General features: G+C 32.5%; 20 protein-coding genes. 17 read left to right on the forward strand and 3 right to left on the reverse strand.

Going from position 1 to position 19534, the window contains the following annotated elements:
- Positions 1–258 precede the first annotated feature (258 nt).
- From D3P13_RS13865 to D3P13_RS13945, 15 genes are all read left to right on the forward strand, one after another.
- Positions 259–1923, forward strand: coding sequence for a S41 family peptidase (locus tag D3P13_RS13865; protein WP_117883473.1), 1665 nt, complete (start codon positions 259–261; stop codon positions 1921–1923).
- A 267-nt stretch (positions 1924–2190) separates the two neighbouring features.
- Positions 2191–2634 (forward strand): hypothetical protein, encoded by a 444-nt coding sequence (locus tag D3P13_RS13870; protein WP_157972923.1) that lies wholly within the window; start codon positions 2191–2193, stop codon positions 2632–2634.
- A gap of 166 nt (positions 2635–2800) precedes the next feature.
- Positions 2801–3496: a cyclase family protein gene (locus tag D3P13_RS13875; RefSeq protein ID WP_117883475.1), complete on the forward strand. Its 696-nt coding sequence runs from the start codon at positions 2801–2803 to the stop codon at positions 3494–3496.
- Positions 3497–4027: 531 nt separating this feature from the next.
- Entirely contained in the window at positions 4028–4357 is a 330-nt protein-coding gene (locus D3P13_RS13885) for a DUF6984 family protein (protein ID WP_117883477.1), read from the forward strand.
- A 37-nt stretch (positions 4358–4394) separates the two neighbouring features.
- Entirely contained in the window at positions 4395–4628 is a 234-nt protein-coding gene (locus D3P13_RS13890; RefSeq protein WP_117883478.1) for a hypothetical protein, read from the forward strand.
- Positions 4625–4969 (forward strand): cyclic-phosphate processing receiver domain-containing protein, encoded by a 345-nt coding sequence (locus tag D3P13_RS13895; protein WP_117883479.1) that lies wholly within the window; start codon positions 4625–4627, stop codon positions 4967–4969. Before D3P13_RS13890 ends, D3P13_RS13895 begins: the two co-directional genes overlap by 4 nt.
- A 22-nt stretch (positions 4970–4991) precedes the next feature.
- Positions 4992–5492, forward strand: coding sequence for a hypothetical protein (locus D3P13_RS13900; RefSeq protein WP_117883480.1), 501 nt, complete (start codon positions 4992–4994; stop codon positions 5490–5492).
- Positions 5493–5765, forward strand: a complete 273-nt coding sequence (locus D3P13_RS13905) for a hypothetical protein (protein WP_117883481.1) — start codon at positions 5493–5495, stop codon at positions 5763–5765.
- A 676-nt stretch (positions 5766–6441) separates the two neighbouring features.
- Positions 6442–6831 carry a hypothetical protein gene (locus tag D3P13_RS13915; protein WP_117883483.1) on the forward strand — a complete coding sequence of 130 codons (390 nt, stop codon included), beginning with the start codon at positions 6442–6444 and terminating at the stop codon, positions 6829–6831.
- A gap of 138 nt (positions 6832–6969) precedes the next feature.
- Positions 6970–7377: a hypothetical protein gene (locus tag D3P13_RS13920; RefSeq protein ID WP_117883484.1), complete on the forward strand. Its 408-nt coding sequence runs from the start codon at positions 6970–6972 to the stop codon at positions 7375–7377.
- A 252-nt stretch (positions 7378–7629) separates the two neighbouring features.
- Positions 7630–8649, forward strand: a complete 1020-nt coding sequence (locus D3P13_RS13925) for a serine hydrolase domain-containing protein (protein ID WP_232829199.1) — start codon at positions 7630–7632, stop codon at positions 8647–8649.
- Between the two features lie 188 nt (positions 8650–8837).
- On the forward strand, positions 8838–9776 hold the full coding sequence (locus D3P13_RS13930) for an alpha/beta fold hydrolase (RefSeq protein ID WP_198680032.1): 939 nt from the start codon (positions 8838–8840) through the stop codon (positions 9774–9776).
- Positions 9777–10182: 406 nt separating this feature from the next.
- Positions 10183–10464: a hypothetical protein gene (locus tag D3P13_RS22240; protein ID WP_232829200.1), complete on the forward strand. Its 282-nt coding sequence runs from the start codon at positions 10183–10185 to the stop codon at positions 10462–10464.
- A gap of 139 nt (positions 10465–10603) precedes the next feature.
- Positions 10604–11266 carry a hypothetical protein gene (locus tag D3P13_RS13940; protein ID WP_117883488.1) on the forward strand — a complete coding sequence of 221 codons (663 nt, stop codon included), beginning with the start codon at positions 10604–10606 and terminating at the stop codon, positions 11264–11266.
- A gap of 57 nt (positions 11267–11323) precedes the next feature.
- The gene (locus D3P13_RS13945) at positions 11324–11794 is read left to right on the forward strand and encodes an OsmC family protein (protein WP_117883489.1); all 471 of its coding nucleotides are present in this window, start codon (positions 11324–11326) and stop codon (positions 11792–11794) included.
- A 79-nt stretch (positions 11795–11873) separates the two neighbouring features.
- Here the strand turns inward: D3P13_RS13945 and D3P13_RS13950 are convergent, their stop codons facing one another.
- On the reverse strand, positions 11874–12941 hold the full coding sequence (locus D3P13_RS13950; RefSeq protein WP_117883490.1) for a methyltransferase: 1068 nt from the start codon (positions 12939–12941) through the stop codon (positions 11874–11876).
- Between the two features lie 109 nt (positions 12942–13050).
- Positions 13051–14205, reverse strand: a complete 1155-nt coding sequence (locus D3P13_RS13955; RefSeq protein WP_117883491.1) for a N(5)-(carboxyethyl)ornithine synthase — start codon at positions 14203–14205, stop codon at positions 13051–13053.
- 544 nt (positions 14206–14749) lie between these two features.
- Between D3P13_RS13955 and D3P13_RS13960 the strand changes: the two genes are divergently transcribed.
- Complete coding sequence (locus D3P13_RS13960) at positions 14750–15346, forward strand: porin family protein (protein ID WP_117883492.1); 597 nt, start codon at positions 14750–14752, stop codon at positions 15344–15346.
- A gap of 478 nt (positions 15347–15824) precedes the next feature.
- Complete coding sequence (locus tag D3P13_RS13965) at positions 15825–17516, forward strand: acetylxylan esterase (protein WP_117883493.1); 1692 nt, start codon at positions 15825–15827, stop codon at positions 17514–17516.
- A gap of 156 nt (positions 17517–17672) precedes the next feature.
- On the opposite strand, the gene D3P13_RS13970 is transcribed toward D3P13_RS13965, so the two are convergent.
- Positions 17673–19292: a C45 family autoproteolytic acyltransferase/hydolase gene (locus D3P13_RS13970; RefSeq protein WP_394336466.1), complete on the reverse strand. Its 1620-nt coding sequence runs from the start codon at positions 19290–19292 to the stop codon at positions 17673–17675.
- Positions 19293–19534: the final 242 nt, after the last annotated feature.

The following is a 19534-nucleotide window of genomic DNA, read 5'->3' on the forward strand; positions in this document are numbered from 1 at the left end:
TTAGCAACCTTGCAGCTTACTAATGGTTCAGGGCGTTACCCATGCCCATAAGGGACTTGCACCCTCTAGATTAATTCTTTACTTTCGTAAGGAAAAGATGCCCATGCTGGGCACACACAACGTATAACCAAAATTGCTAAATTGAGGAATATAGAATGATTCTAACAGCAAATAATATTAATTTTAACCAACAAATAAATGCGTTTATCAAAACGCAACTTTAGTTATACAAACCGTTAGCAAAAATTGAATCAACCTATGAAATATATTTTATTATTCTGTCTATGCTTTCATTTTGCAAACACATTTAGTCAAGTAAACGAAATAGAAAAAAATGAGAGCTTCATTAAAATTTGGGGCTTATTAAAATATTATCACCCAGAAATAAGTGATGGAAAATTTAATTTCAATAAAGAGTTTATTAAGGAATATCAAAAGTTAGAATTAATTGAGACAAAGGAAGCTTTTGATAAGGAAATGATTGATTGGATAGAAAGTTATGGGATAGATAAACTTGTAGCAAAAGAAAATATTTCACAGGATAAGCTTTTTACCAAAAATTATAATTTCGAATGGATTAATGAATCAAATTATAATTCCAAACTTTTTGGTTTGCTAAATCGGTTGAGAAAAAATACCAATTACAAAAACTACTATGCAAAGGTTAAAAAATTAAGTAGTTCAGTAGATTTTAGTAATGAAATTCCATTAGCAAATTTTGATTATTCTAAAAAAGAGCATCGACTATTATTTCTTGCTTCATTTTGGAATGCAATGAAATATTGGAATGTAAATATTTACTTGACTGACACACCTTGGGAAAAGGTATTAAATCAATTAATATCAGACTTCACTTCAAGCGGAAAGGAAAATTTTGAAAAAGCTAAAGAGAATTTGTTCAGTAAATTAAATGATTCACATTCAGATTATGGATACAGTTACACACTTAATTTATTAAACAAGTTTCCAAATTTCGGAGGGAAAATAATAAATGATTCGTTAGTAATAACTTCCGTTTATAACAAAAAAGTGTTTCAAGAGGATTCTTTATCTAAAGGAGATATTGTTTACGCAATAAATGGTGTAACATTAAATGAATATTATCAAAGTAAATTTTCTGATGTAATAAGCGTTTCAAATCAAAATTATTTAAAAAGAGCTATTGAAAAAACATATTTATTAGCCTCGACTAAAGATTCAATTCTTGTTAATATATTAAAAACAAACGGTCAAAACATAAAGCAATACATCCAATTAAGTCCTCTAAAATATCCCGCCGAAAAATATATGCGTTTACGACCTTCAAAAACTGAAAACTGGAAGGAGTTAAATACAGAAATTGGATATATAAATTTAAACTACATTGACAAGAAGCAATTAAAGCAAGCATTCAACCATTTTAACCTTTTTAAAGGCGTAATTATAGATTTGAGAAACTATCCAAGAAATATTGGCGCATCAGATATAGCGAAACACCTTTATCCAGAAAAAACCACATTTTTAAAAGCACTTACATCAATAAAACCGTCTTATGGCGATTATGGTTCAAACACAGCTTTGAGTTTCATAAACAATCCTTTTGAAGCTGGAACGAGGAATAAAGCCTATTTTAAAGGGAAAATAATCCTATTAGTCGATAGAACAACAGCAAGTAAAGCAGAGTGGATGGGAATGGCAATTCAAGCATCACCAAACTGTACAACTATTGGAGAACAAACTTTTGGTGCAGTGATGAATAGAAATCAAATACCGCTCATCGATAGTACCACAATTGACTATACAGGAGTTGGAGCATTTTATCCAAATGATGAAAGCGTACAACGAAAAGGATTAAAATTAGATTATGAAATAAAAGAGAGTGCATTGCAATATGACAATAATTTATATATTGAGAAAGCGATGAAATTAATTAACCAAAAATAAAAAACTTTTGCTAACAAAGAACTGAGTTAAAAAACAAACTTAAGATGTGTATAATTAATTGCTAGTGCGAGTCTAATGACAAATCCCGAACCGAACTGACAAATCAAACCGTATAAAACAACACAACAAATTAAAAAGCTAAAACCTAACTTTACAATAAACGAAATTGGAAAACTCCAATTTTATAGTGGCATTTTGCAAGCTATTTCGGTTTGTATTTGCTGAATTAGTTGTTAAAATAATTGTAGAGACCAAATAAATAACAAAATGACTCTTTCCGAAGTATACTTTTATTTGATAATTCTTATTTTCCTACTCTTTAGTTTGTTGATTGTAACATTCTCAGAAGACATAAAAGAAAATAAATATTACAATAGATATTTTAAAATCACATTCGGAATTGGATTTATTGGAGCAATTATGGAAATACTAAATTGGAATTACTTCTGTAAGTTTAATTGTATTCTTATAACCTTTTCCCCTTTCTTGACATTATTAATTACAAAAGGAATTATTAAGTTTTATAAAGAAGTATTTAAAAGAGAAGCTTTTCAAATGCATCGTGGAGAATTATCGGACGGAATTTGGGTTAAAAACCAGGGAGATGTAAAAAATAAGTGGTATAATGGTTGGTATACCGTAAATATTTTCAGCTTTCCTTTCTTTATTATTACTACTATATTTTTTATATTTGAGAAAAACGTATGTTAACTATTACCTGTAAAAAGTATTAAACAAGAACTTCAAAATTAATGTTTTATTCTTGCAAACAAGTTAGTTTTTTATTGCCTAAATCAGATTCTTAAAACATGTAACACACGAGCAAAGTCAACTGGAGAAGCAAACCAAACACCAATTAAAAAAGCAACCATACTATATGACAGAAATTATTGATTTGAGTCAAGAAATTTACGAAGGGATGCCTGTTTATAAAGACCTTCCACAGGTTAAAATGACTATTCATAATACTCACGAAGAGTGGAATGGTATAAAAAACCCAAAGACAAAAACACCTGCTGTCCATAAATTAGAATTAGGTGAACATACCGGGACTCATGTTGACGCTATAAACCATATGGAAATTCAGCATAAAGGAAAATCAATTGACAAAATGCCTTTATCAATGTTTTATACAGAAGGTATCTGTTTAGATTTCTCGCATAAAGGGTTAAAAGAATTAATTGAACCAAAAGAAATTGAAAAGGCTTGTAAAAAAGCTGGTTTAAAAATAAAAAAAGGAGATACCGTTTTATTTTATACAGACCATTATCGAAAAAATTTTAATAGTGAAAATTGGAGTAATGGTCCCGGAATTACAACTGATTCAGCCAGATGGCTTGGAGAAAAGAAAATATCCGCTTTTGGAGTTGAAACGATGTCACCTGGAGTTCCTGGAATATCAAATAAGGAAGTTCATCATATTTGTGGAGAACTAAATTTTACACATTATGAAAATATGATAAACCTTCATTTACTAATTGACAAAGGAAGGTTTAGATTTATAGGCTTACCTTTAAAAATAAAAGGAGGAACAGGTTCTCCTGTTAGAGCAGTCGCCATTTTTGAAAAATAAACTCATAAACTATTGGCAACAGCATATTTAATTTATTGCTAGGTGTAGTTTACTTACGAATATAGGTTTCCTATCCTGTATTTATTTACTAAATTAAAAGTTTGAAATAGGCACCTAATAGCAACCTAACACGAAAGGCACAACAATAATGAGCCAATTAATTACTAAATCTGAGAAATCAATTCAAACTCTAAATAAATTAATTGCTTCAGGTTATTATAAAGGAGAAATTCAAGAAAACCGATTTGATTTAACACGGTCTGATTTTATCGTAAACCACAAAATTGTAGGAGTTCTAAATTCTCACAGTAAGTTTGAGACAAAATCTATTAACAAAAACCCTTTATTATATAAGTTTTTTCTATTAATTTATTCTATAATATGTTTTCTTTCTTTATTAAAAGGTAACTGGATTCTTTCATTCATTTTGATACTATTTCTTACTCTAATTTTAGGAATTGATTATTATAAAAAAAGGAAAGAAATGAAATTATTTACAAAGAAGTTTCTATCATATAGTGTTAAAAAAGAATGAACTCAAGAAGAAATTTAACTCAAGAAGAACTTAAACTGACAAGGTATTTGTTAAGTTTAATACCTGACATTAAAAAAGAAATTCCTAAAAAAGCTTGGACTATGCAAGATGGTCAAATGGGTTCATTCTCTTTTAATCTTGACGGTGAAGCAGAATTTGGGCAAGTTATCGTCGAAGCTGAATTTAGCGACTCGGATGGAGTTCATGTTTTAATTACATTAACGGAAGACAAAAACGGAAATTTATTTGAACTTGATTTTTGGAAAACAGACTTCACTAAATTGGCTGAGTTTCCGAAGCCTGAAAAAATAAATTTAGTAAATTAGTAAATCCGGTATCATTTAAATTAATTCAATACTAAAAATGACAAAACTTTATAAAACCGTATTATTGATTTCATTTTCTATCATTGGCCTTAATTGTTCGTCTGACGATAATAATTGTCCTGACCACATGACGGTTGACATAGATGACCCTGAAAGCATGAGACGAGCCGAAGAACGTGGTTTGAGTCCTGCTGGACCATTAGGTGAACTTTGGGTTTCTGAAAGTTATCGACTACATAATCCTCAAATTGTAAAAACAACTGAAGAATGAAAAAATTATTTTTAGATGATGTTCGTATTATCGAAATGGTTTATGACAAATCAATGGAAGCTGAATTTGATATTGTTAGAACTTATGAGGCGTTTGTGAAATACATCAAGAAAAACGGTCTACCAAATTACATAAGTTTTGATAACGATCTTGGGCTTGGTACAGATGGGAAAGTAGCACCTGATGGATTGGCTGCAGCTAAATGGTTAGTATATGATTCTGGTCTAGATTTAAGAAATTTACAATTTAAAGTACATTCAGCAAATCCCGTAGCAGCCGAACAAATAAGAGGTCTTTTGAATAACTATATCAAACATTTGAAAACACAAACAAATTTGTAAATTAGCCTAAAACAAACCCAATATGAATAAATACCTCTTTGTAATGTGTGTTGCATTATTCTTTTCTTGCAACAACGAAAAAACACCAGCTTCAGAAAATGTAAAAGAAACCCTTAAAACCTTGGTAGAAGGAGAAACTTATGCCTATATGGAGAAAGATTATCAGAAATGGGCATCGTACTGGGACCATACTAATGATGTATTACGCTTAAATGTAAATGATACAGGTTTTTCTCAAGATAGAGGTTGGGCTAACAATGGTGGAAAATTAGAATCCTTTTTTAAGGAGCATCCTGAGCCCATAACAGCTACTTTTGAAAACACCAATTATGATATTTATTATGATACAAATTTAGCTTGGGTGGCATTTGACCAAATTTGGACCAGCCCTTCTGGAGAAAAAAGTGTTGCAAAAGCAACCATTACCCTAATTAAAAAAGATAATGCTTGGAAAATCATATCGTATACCGCCATTCGCTATAAAGCCGAAGATGAACAAGTAAATATATTGGAAAGGAAGTAAATGAAAGAAGATTACTCCAAATATTTAAGAACCCTAACAAATCAAGAACTTATTGAAATCACTCTTGATCCCGGCATTTACGAAATTGAATCTGTCAAAAAAGCTCATGAAATTATTAGTGAAAGAAACATAAGTAAAGAAGATATAAATTATGCCACGCTACATTTTAATAAAGCTCAAGACAAACAAACAGATACGCTAAATTACATTTCTTCATTTCAGGAAAAAGCAATAGATTTTTTTAAACCAATTTTTCTAATGGTGAAGATATAACACCAAAAAAATGGATAAACTCTTTTTTGTTTCTTGTGGGCATCCAAGTTGTTTGGGTTTTTATTGAAATCTTAACATCATTAAACGCATATCTAGATTCTGTTACAATTATTTATTACGGTTTAGGACTCATTTATTTAGTTGTAATAGTATTTCTTTTATACAATAAAAAAAAGTGGGGATGGATATTATTATTTTCCAATTATCTAATTTCTGGAGTGACTTCAGTTATATCTATACTTTTATTTATAACATTTTATGAGTATGCAGATCAAAGTGATATGGGCGAGTTCATAATTGGGATAATTATTAATACCGTTTTTATTACATTTTTAATCAAGAGCGAAATCTATTCTTATTTTAGTATTACAACTGAAGAAATGATAAAATATATCAAGAGGATTTCAATTTTTACGGTTAGTTTGGCTTTCATTATAATAGTCTTATTTTATTTTGATTCGATATAAAAATTTAAAACAAACAAGAAAATAAACATGTAAATGTGTTATTGCATATCCTTACACTTCACTTGAATAATTGATTGGACTTTTATTCAAGTTAAATTTAATGGAGTAAAAAATATATTCATAAAAGCAACCATTTTTGGTTAACAACATCTTAAGACTAAACACGCATAACTATGAAAATTTCGTATTTTTTATTCTAAATTTTAGCATTGTTTATTGCTTGTGATAATACCACAGATGAACCCATTACAGCCAATGAAACGTTACTAGAGGGAAAATGGAAACAAAATGAAGCTTATATTAGTGCAGGCGGACCCCAATACTGGGTTGATTTAGAAAATGGTGAAGAAATTGAATTTTATAATGATGGCACATTTTCTTCGAACAACTTTACAGAATGTAGTACTGGAAGTTTTTCGATTGATGATAATAAATTATTTTTAGAATATGACTGTGACGGATTTGAAACTCCATCAGAAAATGAAAATGGAATAATTACCTACGATATCGAAATGTACTCCAAATACTTTATCCTTACCCCAACGAGCGGCCCCATTTGTATTGAAGGTTGTAGCTATAAATATCAGCGTGAAAAATAACGTAGTTCAACAAACTAATTTCATTAGGTAATATATTTTACGGGAAATTCGCACCAATATATTAACTTTGGACGAACACCAAGGTTGACGGCTTAATTAAGCTGCACAACAAGTCTCTAAAATGTTATTCCCTATACCATGAAAAATTTAAAATTTACAGTTTTATTATTGCCATTTATACTTCTAATCACTTCCTGTTCCAGCTCTAAATGGTTAGTAGGAAAATGGGAAGGAACAGGCAATCAAGTTAGTGGTGAAACTTGGGAAGTCAACTTAATTTATACTGACAAAGAACATATTAGCATTAAATATCCCGATTTAGCTTGCGGAGGCGTTTGGACGTTATTAAAAGAGAACAAAAAAGAAATCGTGTTTAAAGAAAATATCGCCTATGGTATTTCAAACTGTGACCAAGGTGTTGAAGCCTTTGTAAGTAAAATTAATGAAAACACTATTAAAGTGGAATATTACTCTAGAGCATATGATTCTATAAACCCTTTAGCAGAAGCCACCCTTTACAAATCAACAAAAAAGGTAAAGCAATAAAACCTGTACTATCTATATTGTTGACAAAACCTTATGCATCGTTTTCAATACGATACTTCTTGCATTTGTAAAAAACACGCTAAAAAAATTAAGAACACACTGCATTAATTGAATAATGGTCTATTTATTGTTGTAAAAAGAATAACCGTTTTATAATTAAAATAATTGGTTCCCTATACCATGAAAAATATAACATTATTTACAATTTTCATCTTATGTATAAGTCCGCTTTGCCATGGACAACATACATATATGTATACTCAACCCAAAAGTCTTGATGATGGATGGAAAACAGCGAATCTGCTTTCACAACAGGTGGACACCACATTAGTTTATAAGATGTTTAACCAAATAAAAACGAGGCAAAACGAAATTCACAGTGTGCTATTGGTGAAAAACAACCAACTAATTATTGAAGAATACTTTAAAGGAAACTCTGTAAACAAACCTCACGATCTTCGTTCCGTAACAAAAAGCATTCGATCATTATTAACGGGTATTGCGATTGATAATGGATTTATCGAAAGTATTGACGACCCAATATCAAAGTATCTCCAAGTAGTGCCAAATAAAAATAGTGACCAACGAAAAGATAGCATTACAATCCGACATTTGCTAACAATGTCAACAGGGCTCGATTGCAATGATTGGGATAAGAAATCAAAAGGACAAGAAGATAAAGTTCATAAAAAAAAGGATTGGATTCAATACACACTTAACCTTCCCATGTTGAATAAGCCAGGAACCGTTTCAAATTATTGTTCTATGGGCACGATATTATTAGCAGAAATAGTGAGTAAGGCTTCAGGGATGACAATTGATAAGTTTGCTGAGCAGTATTTATTCACCCCTCTAGGTATTACCAATGTACGTTGGGGCCATACTTCCAATAAAGAGATTATTCCTTCAGGTCAGAGATTATATATGACTTCACGTGATTTGGCAAAAATTGGACAATTGTTACTTAATAAGGGTAAGTGGAACGAAAAACAATTGGTATCGAAAAAATGGATAGAAGAATCAACCCTTCCAAAAACTAAAATTACAGCAATTGATTATGGTTATTTATGGTGGAATATTCCGTTTACCGTAAACGAGAAAGTATTTGTTTCTAAAACCGCAACAGGTAATGGAGGGCAATATATTATCGTGCTACCCGAATTAGATATGGTTGCTATTTTTACAGGTGGTGCCTATAATTCAGATGAACAGATGTTACCATTTGCTGTAGTTAATGATATTTTTATCCCTACATTTATAAATCAAAAATAGCAATGGATACTCATAAATAGTGGTCATTTAGCGGATAGTGTTGGATCGGAGGTAGTGATTTTAAAACATTTTGCTATGTTATATAACATGTATACCCTTCTCAATAGGTAAAATGCATACAAATAACATTATAATTGTGTACTATTACCCAAAATTACAGTTAGATTTTTATAAGTAAAATCCATTTTATGAGACTATTTTTCGTACTTATTTTTTTTCTTTTGTTTATGAGTTGTACTGATAAATACGATACCTATAAAAAAACACCAGACTATATTACAAAAGCATCTGCTTCAAATTCAGCTTATTTTGAAGCCTATGACGAAACTTTAAAATTATGGAATGTCTCTTTTGAAGAATTATATATTGCTACAACAAATGGTATTGCACATGTTATTGTAAGTGGCCCTAAAGATGGAGAACCGGTTGTATTACTTCACGGAATGAATGCTAGTTCCACGATGTGGTATCCAAATATTGAAGCACTTAGCAAAAACCATCGTGTGTTTGCCATTGACTTTATTTTAGAACTAGGAAAATCTCATTTGTATAATGATATTGAAAGTGTAGAACAAGTTACTGATTGGTATAAAGAAGTTTTATTTGTTTTAGAGTTAGAAAGCTTTCATGTAATTGGTGCTTCTCGAGGTGGCTGGTTGGCCGTTAACCTTGCCTTAAACAATCAGAAAAACATAAAAAGCTTAATCTTATTAAGTCCCGCTCAGACGTTTACATGGATTAAACCAAGTGCCGATTTATTTAAAAATATTGTTACGTTACTTTCTTCAAAGGAAAAACAAATTGCACAGAGCCTAGAAAGCATGTCTAGCAATGTTGCAAATATTAATGAAGCCTACTTAAAGCAATATAAGTTAGCTACAGAAAAAGATTCTAAAAACAAATTTATAACGAGCATGAAACCTTTTTCTAATGACGAATTAAAATCATTGCAAATGCCTGTTTTAGTTTTAATTGGTGATGACGATATGATTAATGAAAAAAGAACAGTTGCCATTGCAAATATGCTACCCAAAGGGAAAGGTGAAGTGATACAAAATGCAGGGCATTTTTTATCTATTGATCAAGCAGCAATAGTGAATGAAAAAATGCTAGCCTTTTTAAAATAATACTATCTTTTTAGGCGTAACAGATAAAAACACAACTATAAACGCATCGCCCACATCCTAGTCAGCACGTCTCTCAACATTCAGAAATACGCATCCCAACCAACTGATGCATATCATTGCAGACAACAGTAAGTCTCAATACATTTAAAGGGTTAATCAGAAGGGTGCACATTCCTTTCTTCCTAAATATATCGCCATGAAAACGTTCACCTATCTCTTTTTAATCGCGTTAATCTCCCTTAATTTTTCTTGTAGTTCAGATGATGACGATACCATAGACAAGCAACTTACCAAAGATGGACCGTTCCAGATCAGCGAACTCACAGGAAACTGGGATGCTACCAAAGCCCAATTTAGTGTAGGCACCGTTTCCGTAGACGTCGTTGAAAAAGGCGGAACCGTCAGTATGTCTGTGCAATCAGATGGTCGCTTTACCATGACAATAGATCCTATAGATCGGAATGCTTATACCATAACTGGTGAAATGTTTTGGGAGGAGTGGCAAAAAACATACTATTTTGCCATTGTCTGGGATTCTGATTCTGATGATTGGGATACCTACGGTCACACTTTTGACGGCACCACTCTATCCTTAAATGGGGGAACTGATAGTGGGGAATATGACTTTAACAATGACGGCGATATGACATCGTGTACGGTTCATTTTATCTTTGACCTTTCTAATTAATTATTATATTTATTGAATTATACGCTTAAGAAGTACTGAAAAAAACAAGTTTTTATGATAAGCAGTAGTTGTTGTTGGTATTTTGGTTAACCATTGTTTTAAAACTATATTTGCCGCTTACTTTTTTCAGTAAGAATAAATGAACAAATTCGACACCAAATACCTCCCCTATTTTCCAATCTTCGGTTTGGGGCTCTACCTCATCGTATTTTACTTTGCTGCGTCTGCCTATCCTGGAGGATCTTATAATTACCCAAATGCCAATAATGGGTATAGTTTTGCTAACAACTTCTTGTGCGATGCCATGAACCCTATCACAGAAAGCGGTGCTATAAACAATGCTCGTCCCATTGCAGTCATTTCACATTTGATTCTCAGTTTAACCATGATTTCTTTTTTCTATATTTTACCGAAGGTATTCAATGAAAAAAATCGGAATACACAAATGATTACCTATTTCGGAATAGCATCAATGACGGCACTTCTTTTTATGTTTACACCCTATCATGATTTAATGGTAACTTTTACTGGAGTATTAGGTACAATGGCAATGATTCCATTATTTATAGAGTTGCGACGTTTCAAAAATAAAGGCTTAAAACGACTGATGTACTTTTGCTTTACATTGAGCATTATCGTATTTTTAAGCTTTCAGACTAAAATTGGGTTTTATTACCTACCTTTTTTACAGAAAATTACTTTTGCAATAGATACTTGGTGGGTGGTTTCATCTTGTCTTTTTGTGATTAATAAAAATAGAGCCGCATTAAAACTCGTTCCTCAAAAAGTAAACAACAGATAAAAAATAGACAAGCGTTGACTTTACCCTGAAACAAGTTTTGACAAAAAATTAATAGTTATGAAAAAGCACAATTACAAAGTAAACGTAACATGGACAGGTAATGAAGGTGAAGGCACCTTAAATTACAAAGCTTTTAACCGTAACCATACCATTTCGGCTGAAGGAAAATACGCCAACATCAAAGGTTCCTCTGACCCTTCTTTTTTAGGAGATGCCACGCGTTATAATCCTGAAGACCTCTTTTTATCTTCCTTGTCTGCTTGTCATATGCTTTGGTATTTGCATTTATGCTCTGTACATCACATAGTAGTTACAAAATATGAAGATAATGCTACGGGAATAATGGAAGAAACAAAAAACGGAAGTGGACGATTTACGGAGGTTACCCTCAACCCTTCTGTAACCATAACAGATGCGAGTCAAATTGCAAAAGCCAATGCCTTACACAAAGAAGCCAACACCATGTGTTTTATAGCCAACTCTTGTAATTTCAAAATTAAACACAACCCGAATACGATGGCGGAGTAAAAACGATTTACACCAATTCGGTCCGTAAATCGCTTTTCCCTATATCCTTTTGTTCTGTTTTCTCTAAAACCTCAACAATTTATTTTTTTGCCAACTCCCACAGCTCAACTTCTTCAGTAGAACGCCAATATTGGTCTCGTTTTGTTTTATCAGAAGACAATTTTACATTTTTCTTAAGACAGTTCACCAATTTAAATCGCCCCCCTTTATCAAGTTCCTTTTGTATGGGATGGTCTTTAGTAACCTCTGTTATTTGAGCTAAATTAGAGAATAAGATCACAATCTTTCCTTCAGGTAACAACATTTTTTCAGCAGCTTTAAAAAATTCAGGGAAAAGTTTTTTATCGTAATACATAGCTTCGTCCTGGTTTTCTAACACTTCAGATACGGGTAACCATGGTGGATTAAAAACAATCAATTCGGTTTGTTTTTCCCATTTCCCAAAAAGATGTCCAAGGTTTAATTCTACCTTTCTAGACAACTTGGTGTCTTTCATAAATTCGGTGAGTCCCACAATTGCATTCGGATTGGTATCTGTACCAAAAACTTTTTGAAAACCATGCTTTACCATTTGAAAAGCCAGTACTCCACTGCCAATTCCAATATCTATTGCTGTTTTCTTAACTCCTTTATAACGTTTTAACCAATTGTCAAAAAGTATTAAATGATCAAAACGTGTTGGATAATACGTACCATAATAAGGATGAATCTTATTCCGCAATACAGGAATTGAAATCCCATTTTGGTAGGACTGCCAAGAGCTATTTAGGCCTTGAACCTGAGGAAAAGTTAATATAAAGTCGCTCGTTTCCGGATACAACTCTGCCAACCAACCAATAGACGGTGCTTTTTTTACATTCAATTTATGAGCAACAATTTCTATGAGCATCAGGTTGGACATTTTACGATAAGCCGCCCGAAACTCACGTTGCTCTTTAAACGTTTTGTTAGGCATCCTTCTTTTTAAATACAACTGTATCTCCTTCAAAAGAACCATTCCGTTACTATAAAACGCTGTAATTAATACAGGCTTACCTGCTTCAAGTGCTCTCACAGTACTTTTAATATCTGAATTGCGATTAAACGCCTCTAATTGTTTTCCAGATACCATCGGTTCTGGTTTATGTAAAGCTATATCTGTATTCATAAATTGGTTTTGTATTCGTGTTATGGAGTCGTGTTTTATTTACGAACTCCTTCAATTAATAGGGCTTATAAAAAATAAAATGCAATGCAACTCTTTAGTTTTCGCTTTGCTATACAATGCTCAGTTGTATTCGGTGCGGATATTCTTTTTGCCGATTCTGAAATCTAAGGATGGTATCTTTTACAATAACTCCTTGATCAATATTTATGGCATTTTTAATGGTCATATTTTCATTCCAACTGTCACGACCAGATATTACCATAGGTACGTACACCATTAATGCAGCAGAAATAGATCTGGAGGCACTTTCCCAATAATAACTTGGGGTATGGTCTACAGCGTAATAATCAATATTATCAATTTCAATCATTGGGTTTTTAAAAGTAGTTGGTTTGGCAAAATAAAAACCCATCCCTTCATCACAACTTACATCGATAATAAGTGTACCCGGTTTCAAGCTAGATTTTTCATCGACTTTTATATAATCAATCGGATTATCCGTATCTTGATAAGTTCCATTAATTATAATTTCAGATTCATTAATTAGGTCTAATAACGAGCGTTCTGCACCATCATGTTCCACCACAATTAATCTTGGCTCGTTTTCGTTACCTTTTTTAATACGGACATAATGTACATTTAAAACTTCTTCTCTTACTTCAAACTCAGGTCTTTGAATACAGATGGTAATATCTCTAAACCCATGTGCTTTTAAAGCGTAAATAGCACCTCTACTTACCGCACCAAAACTGAAAATAATTACTTTTCGTTGGTTGCCATAATGACCATCTATTCCCTTCAACTGCAGTGCGTGGATAACGGCACTATAGCCGGCCATTTCATTATTTTTATAAAATGTATGTCTCCCCATTTGTCCATTAGGACCCCACACATACATATCTTCAAAAGCAATCAATGTTAATTTTTTATCGATGGCTATTTGTGTAATATCCTTTTGTTGTGCACAATGCGGATAGCCCCAAATAATACCGCCCTCTACTAATTCTTCTAAATCAGATAAAATAGGTTTGGCAATAATGGCTGCACCAATATCTGAGAGTATTTCGCTTCTAGAGGCTATACCTCCTGTTAAATCGCTAATTTCTTTATCCGTAAAATTGAAGGGCTTGCCATAACCTTTTTCAAAGATGAGTTGTTTACGAATCTGCTCAGGTAGTCTTTTAAGATGTTCTGGATGAATAGGCACACGCCTTTCATCTTCTTTTTTTGAGGTACCAATTACCCCCATTTTTAATAGAGCCATGTTTTTATTGAATAGAAACGGATTGCAGAGTAATGAGATGAGCAAGGCGTCAGATTAAAATCACTATTAGATAGTTATTTACTAGCAATCAGGCATTAAGTTGGCCACCAGAGTTCCGTTAATCAAAGAAGAGCTTAAGAAATAAAGCCTTATAAGTTCGCCGAAGTTGTGCGAATGAGAATTAATATTAACAGAAAAATAATATAATGCAAAGATACTTTATTAAAACACATTTTCGGGATAATAGTAAAGTATTGTCTATCAGCGTAGAAAGACAGCCGTTTTTTGATCCAAAAGGGCATGGTAATATTTTCTTTGGTGAGTGCTTTTTTGAATTCAATTAAAGCTTTTTTCGCAATACTACTTACCACCAAAAGCAGTAAAAATATTGACCACTTCTTTTTAAAAAGAAAAGCATTTTAAATAAAACAGCATTTTGTTTCAGGACTTTTTGCCATACGGTTGTTTTATACTAAAGCTGCAATAAAGCAGCCATTAAATAAAATAACTATTCAATAAAATAACTATTCAATAAAATAAGAATATGGAATTGATAAGGAAAAGAATAATTATAATAGGTTTTATGGGCTTTATTTTAAGCCTAAGCGGACAAAATCAAAAACAAGGCACTTCAACTACTGGTATTAAAGGAGGTTATAACCTCGCTGCCGTTACTTATGATGGTGAAACAGAAACAGGGCAACGCCATGGTTTTCATTTAGGTGTATATGGTAATTCCTCCATTAATAGTTTGATGGCCATTCAAGTGGAAGCCATGTACTCGCAACAAGGATATCAATTAAAAAATGATTCAGGCACCTACACTCAAAAACTGAATTATATTAATGTACCGGTAATGTTACAACTATATCCCATTAAGCAAGTCTTTTTGGAAGGTGGTGCTCAAGTAGGTTATGCCATATCTCATAAAGAAACGTACGATAGTAGCTTTAATCTTTTTGATGCGGAATCTGATATAACACCTGATCGATTTGATTGGGGATTTAATGTTGGTAGTGGTATCAAAATGCACTCCGGATTTAGTTTAGGGATTCGCTACCATATAGGTATGGGAGAGATTTATGATGAAGGTGAACCTAAAAATAGAATGTGGCAATTTTCGGTGGGGATCGATTTTTAAAAATATATACGAAGTGGAGTAATTAGGGAAGGTGGTGCTTTATTTTTATAAAGTGCTTTCTTCTTTTTTATACAATGTATCGTTAAAATTTTGCAGTTTTATTAGGGTTCTCGATACAATTGTCTTCCCGAAACTTCGGGAGAAAATCACTCGAACGGACGTATAGATACAAATGCTGTATAAATAAAGGGCACTATTAGTTTACTTTTTTAATATACTTTTCAATCCGTTCTCTATCTGGTACCGTAGTAATTTCTTTGGTGAGTACTTTTTTGAATTCAATTAAAGCGGCAGCATTATAGCCTTTTTTGAAATAGTACTTGCCTACCAATTCATAGACTTCCCAATACTTAGGTTAGATGTTTTTACCTCATTTATAATTGTCTTTTTCTAAAATAATTTTGAATTAAAGCCTTACCTTTTCACTCGCAAATCAAAACTGCAATTAGCAGCTTATTGTACGCTATAAAAAGAATAAATGCTAAAAATATTTTCAGTTTGTTGTTTCTTCCTAATTATTACCAATGGTTTTTCTCAAAACCTAATGCCCTATGATTGGGAGCTTACTTTAAACAAAGATTCAATTAAAAATAAGAAACAATCAATTAACTTATTATTATCTTGGGAAAGACAAGGGCTTTCTTACTTAAGCCCATCTGGAGAACTCTCTAATGTTTTTCATATTCTAAAAACACAAACACCAATTGATTATACACTTGAGGTTAATCTATTATCAAAAGTTGATGATATATATATTAACGGAAACTATATTGACGGAAATTTTACTACCAAATTTATTTGGTCTGCAACTCCTGATTATCAATCAAAAAAAATAAAGATACCAAAGGAGTACCTTAATTTCGGGCAAAATAACACCATAACTATTGGTTGTTCTAACTACTCTTATACTGGAGGAAAAAGTCAAAATAAGGTATTATTGAATCCTGAAAATTCAATTCCTAAATCAAAAATAGAATTACTTTTTAATGCCAATCAGCATCTTTTTAATGATTCTCAAGAAGTATCATTTAAGTTTAATACAACTGCCAATTCAGACGGAAATATAAACCTATTAATTCGCAACGATTATCTTGATACATTACTCATAAAAAAAATACCAGTAAAAAAAGGAAAGCAAGTACAAACTATTGATTTAAAACAGGAAAAATTTCCTGCAGGTTTTTATGAAATAATAGCAACTCTAAAAGATCAAGGTTATACAGGTACTATGGGTTGGTTTACAATATCTCCTACTAAAATCAAAAAATCATCTACAGCTCCTTCAGGGTTCTACGAGTATTGGAATAAAGCTCTAAATGAATTACATGCAGTAGAGCCACAATACAAAATAACGAAGGTAGATAGTCTATGTACTGAGAAAAGAAATGGTTTTGTGGTAGAAATGAAATCAATTGGTAACATTACTATTAGCGGTTATTACTTCGTACCAAAAGAAAAGAAAAAATATGCAGCTATTCTAAATTTACCAGGATATGGCTATGGTTTTGAATATTTAAATGAATTTTTAAAAGCTGAAGATGATGTAATAGAACTGGCCATCTGTGTAAGAGGTCATGGACTGAGTAAAACGGGTTTTACAACGGATTTTCCCGTTCCTGGATTTATAGGTTATAATATTTGTGATGTAAATAATATTGCTTACCGACAAATATACATGGACGGCATACGAGCTTTAGAATTTTTATCATCTAGAGATGAAGTTGACCAATCAAAGATTGGAGTTATTGGTGGTAGCCAAGGAGGTGGGTTATCATTGATGGTCGCAGGTTTAGCACCTGAACTTGTAAGTGCTTGTGCATATTTTGACCCTTTTCCTGCCGATTTAAAGAATCACATAAAAATTCGAACTTTAATAGAAGATGAACTCAAAAGTTATCTAAAATATTATAATTATGCTTGTGATTTTGAAACCGCAGTAAATACTTTTGACTTTTTGGATACCAAATACTTTGCAAAAAACATAAATTGCCCAACCTTTTATGCAACAGGATTGATGGATGATGATTGTCCTCCTAGATTAGGGTTCTCTACGTTTAATGAAATAAATGCTCCAAAAGAGTTTAAAATATTCCCAAATGATAGTCATATTGGGGAATCAAATTGGAAAAAAGATGCCATGTCCTTTTTCAAAAAACAGTTCGATTTTTGATAATTGTAACGTATGATAGAGATGAATGAAAACAATTATGCAGTTTTGAGCTTAACAATATTTAATTACAAGTGTACTACACTTGTATTTATTTCTAAAATTCATTGCCTCTAAACCGTTAATAAACCGCCCGTTTTTATTGTAAACATCTTATTATCAGTTCCCAATTTTCCTGATATACTTTTCAATCCTTTCTCTATCTGGTACGGTAGTAATTTCTTTGGTGAGTGCTTTTTTGAATTCAATCAATGCGGCGGCGTCATAGCCTTTATCATAATAGTATCTACCTACTAATTCATAGGCTTCCCAATATTCAGGATTAGCCGTTTTTAAGGCAGTTAACAACGTTGATTTAGCCTTGCCTTTAGTATCAATTACAGCCATTAATTCATGTCTTAATTGGCGATAACGTTCATAGTTTTTATAGGCTTTGGTTTTGATAAAATCATCCGCAGGAATGTCTAATTGCTCATCTGAAATAGTTTCTTTAAAATTCTGTTTGTCTGACCTGACGTTTGGCGGGTCAAACTTTTCAAACACGTTATTTAAATCATAACTCACAAATTCACCCAACTGATATGGATTGGTAGAAATCCACACTTTTAATTGATCTGGTTGAAATACAATACCGTGATGTGCCAATAATTGGTTCAAGGCTTTTTCGTTTCCGTAACCGATATCTTTATCGTGTAAGCCTTTGGTATTTCTGAGAATAGACACGGCTTTTTTAGGATCAATTTTTTCATTTTCAGTAAGTAATTCCTCCATCCGGTCGTAACGGTATTGTGAATGACTTTCTGCTTTCTGCTTGATATTATTTTCGTCATTGGCATAAGCATCACTTTGAAAATGATTAGAACATAATAGCTGGCTGGTATTGGCAACTTCATACACTCCAAAATTATTGGGTGAGACCTCAATGGTAACCGCGTTATGATCCTTAGCACTTCCTACCAATATCGCTTCAGAAACAAATACTTTGCGTTTTTTAGCAATAGCAATGGCCTCCTCAATTGTAGAAGCATATTGTAAAATTTCTCGTGTTAATAAGGATATTGGTGTTTTTGCTACCAATGGAATATCCGATTTTCCGGCGTTAATGGTCACTGTTAGCCCTTGATCGTTCATACCTGATACTACGCCAATCATTCCTCCCCAAGTAACGGACATGTATTTGTACCCAGTATCAGGAGCCACAAAAGCAATAATTTTTTGTTTGGCAAATTCGTCACCCGCATAAAAATCGAAGTTTCGACCAATGAGCAAACCTCCATCTACAGATTTATCATCCCATACTGCAAAAGAAGAACAGCCTACCAAGGCCAAATCTTTTAACGCGTGCCCAATATCATGAGCTCCATGTAAATATAGGCTTCGCATATAATCATCCGCTACATAGTCATAAGCATCGCCCGAATAACGAGACACCCCATAAATTTCGGTTTTATATTCATCAACGATGTTCAAGTAGAGCTTTCTATTGTACCAAGCCAAAAACTTCCGCAATAGCATTTGCTTAAACTTAGAAGGTACCATCTCCTCTATTTTAGAGAAAAATATACTTTCTTGTTTTTGAAGTAATTCTCGTGTTAAGCTACCGTTTGCGAGTCCGCGTTCTAACGGATCTCCTTTAATATATAGCTCCCAGAGTCCGTGTTTATTTTTGCGGAGTTGGTTTTTACCCACTGTAAATGTAGAATCGTTGATTTGTATTCTTTCTGGGATATTGTTGTTGTAGCCGGCTAGCTTCGGTTGGTCTCTGAGTGATTTTTTCACACCACAAGAGGATATTAGGAGGGTTAGTCCTAATAAAATTAGTAGTTTGTAATTTAAACCCCTCCGTCCATGATGTTTAATAAAAAACATAATAATTGGTTTTATGTATCAATTTTACTTTGTGAACACCCCTATGAGCTTCGCTCGGTAGTTACAAAACAAAATACATTTTGTTTTTCACTAATCCTCAAGGGTACAATTGACATCGATTATATTTAGTTTAACCACCCCCACCCATAATA

The organism is Aureibaculum luteum (assembly GCF_003449015.1).
Classification (GTDB): Bacteria; Bacteroidota; Bacteroidia; order Flavobacteriales; family Flavobacteriaceae; genus Aureibaculum; species Aureibaculum luteum.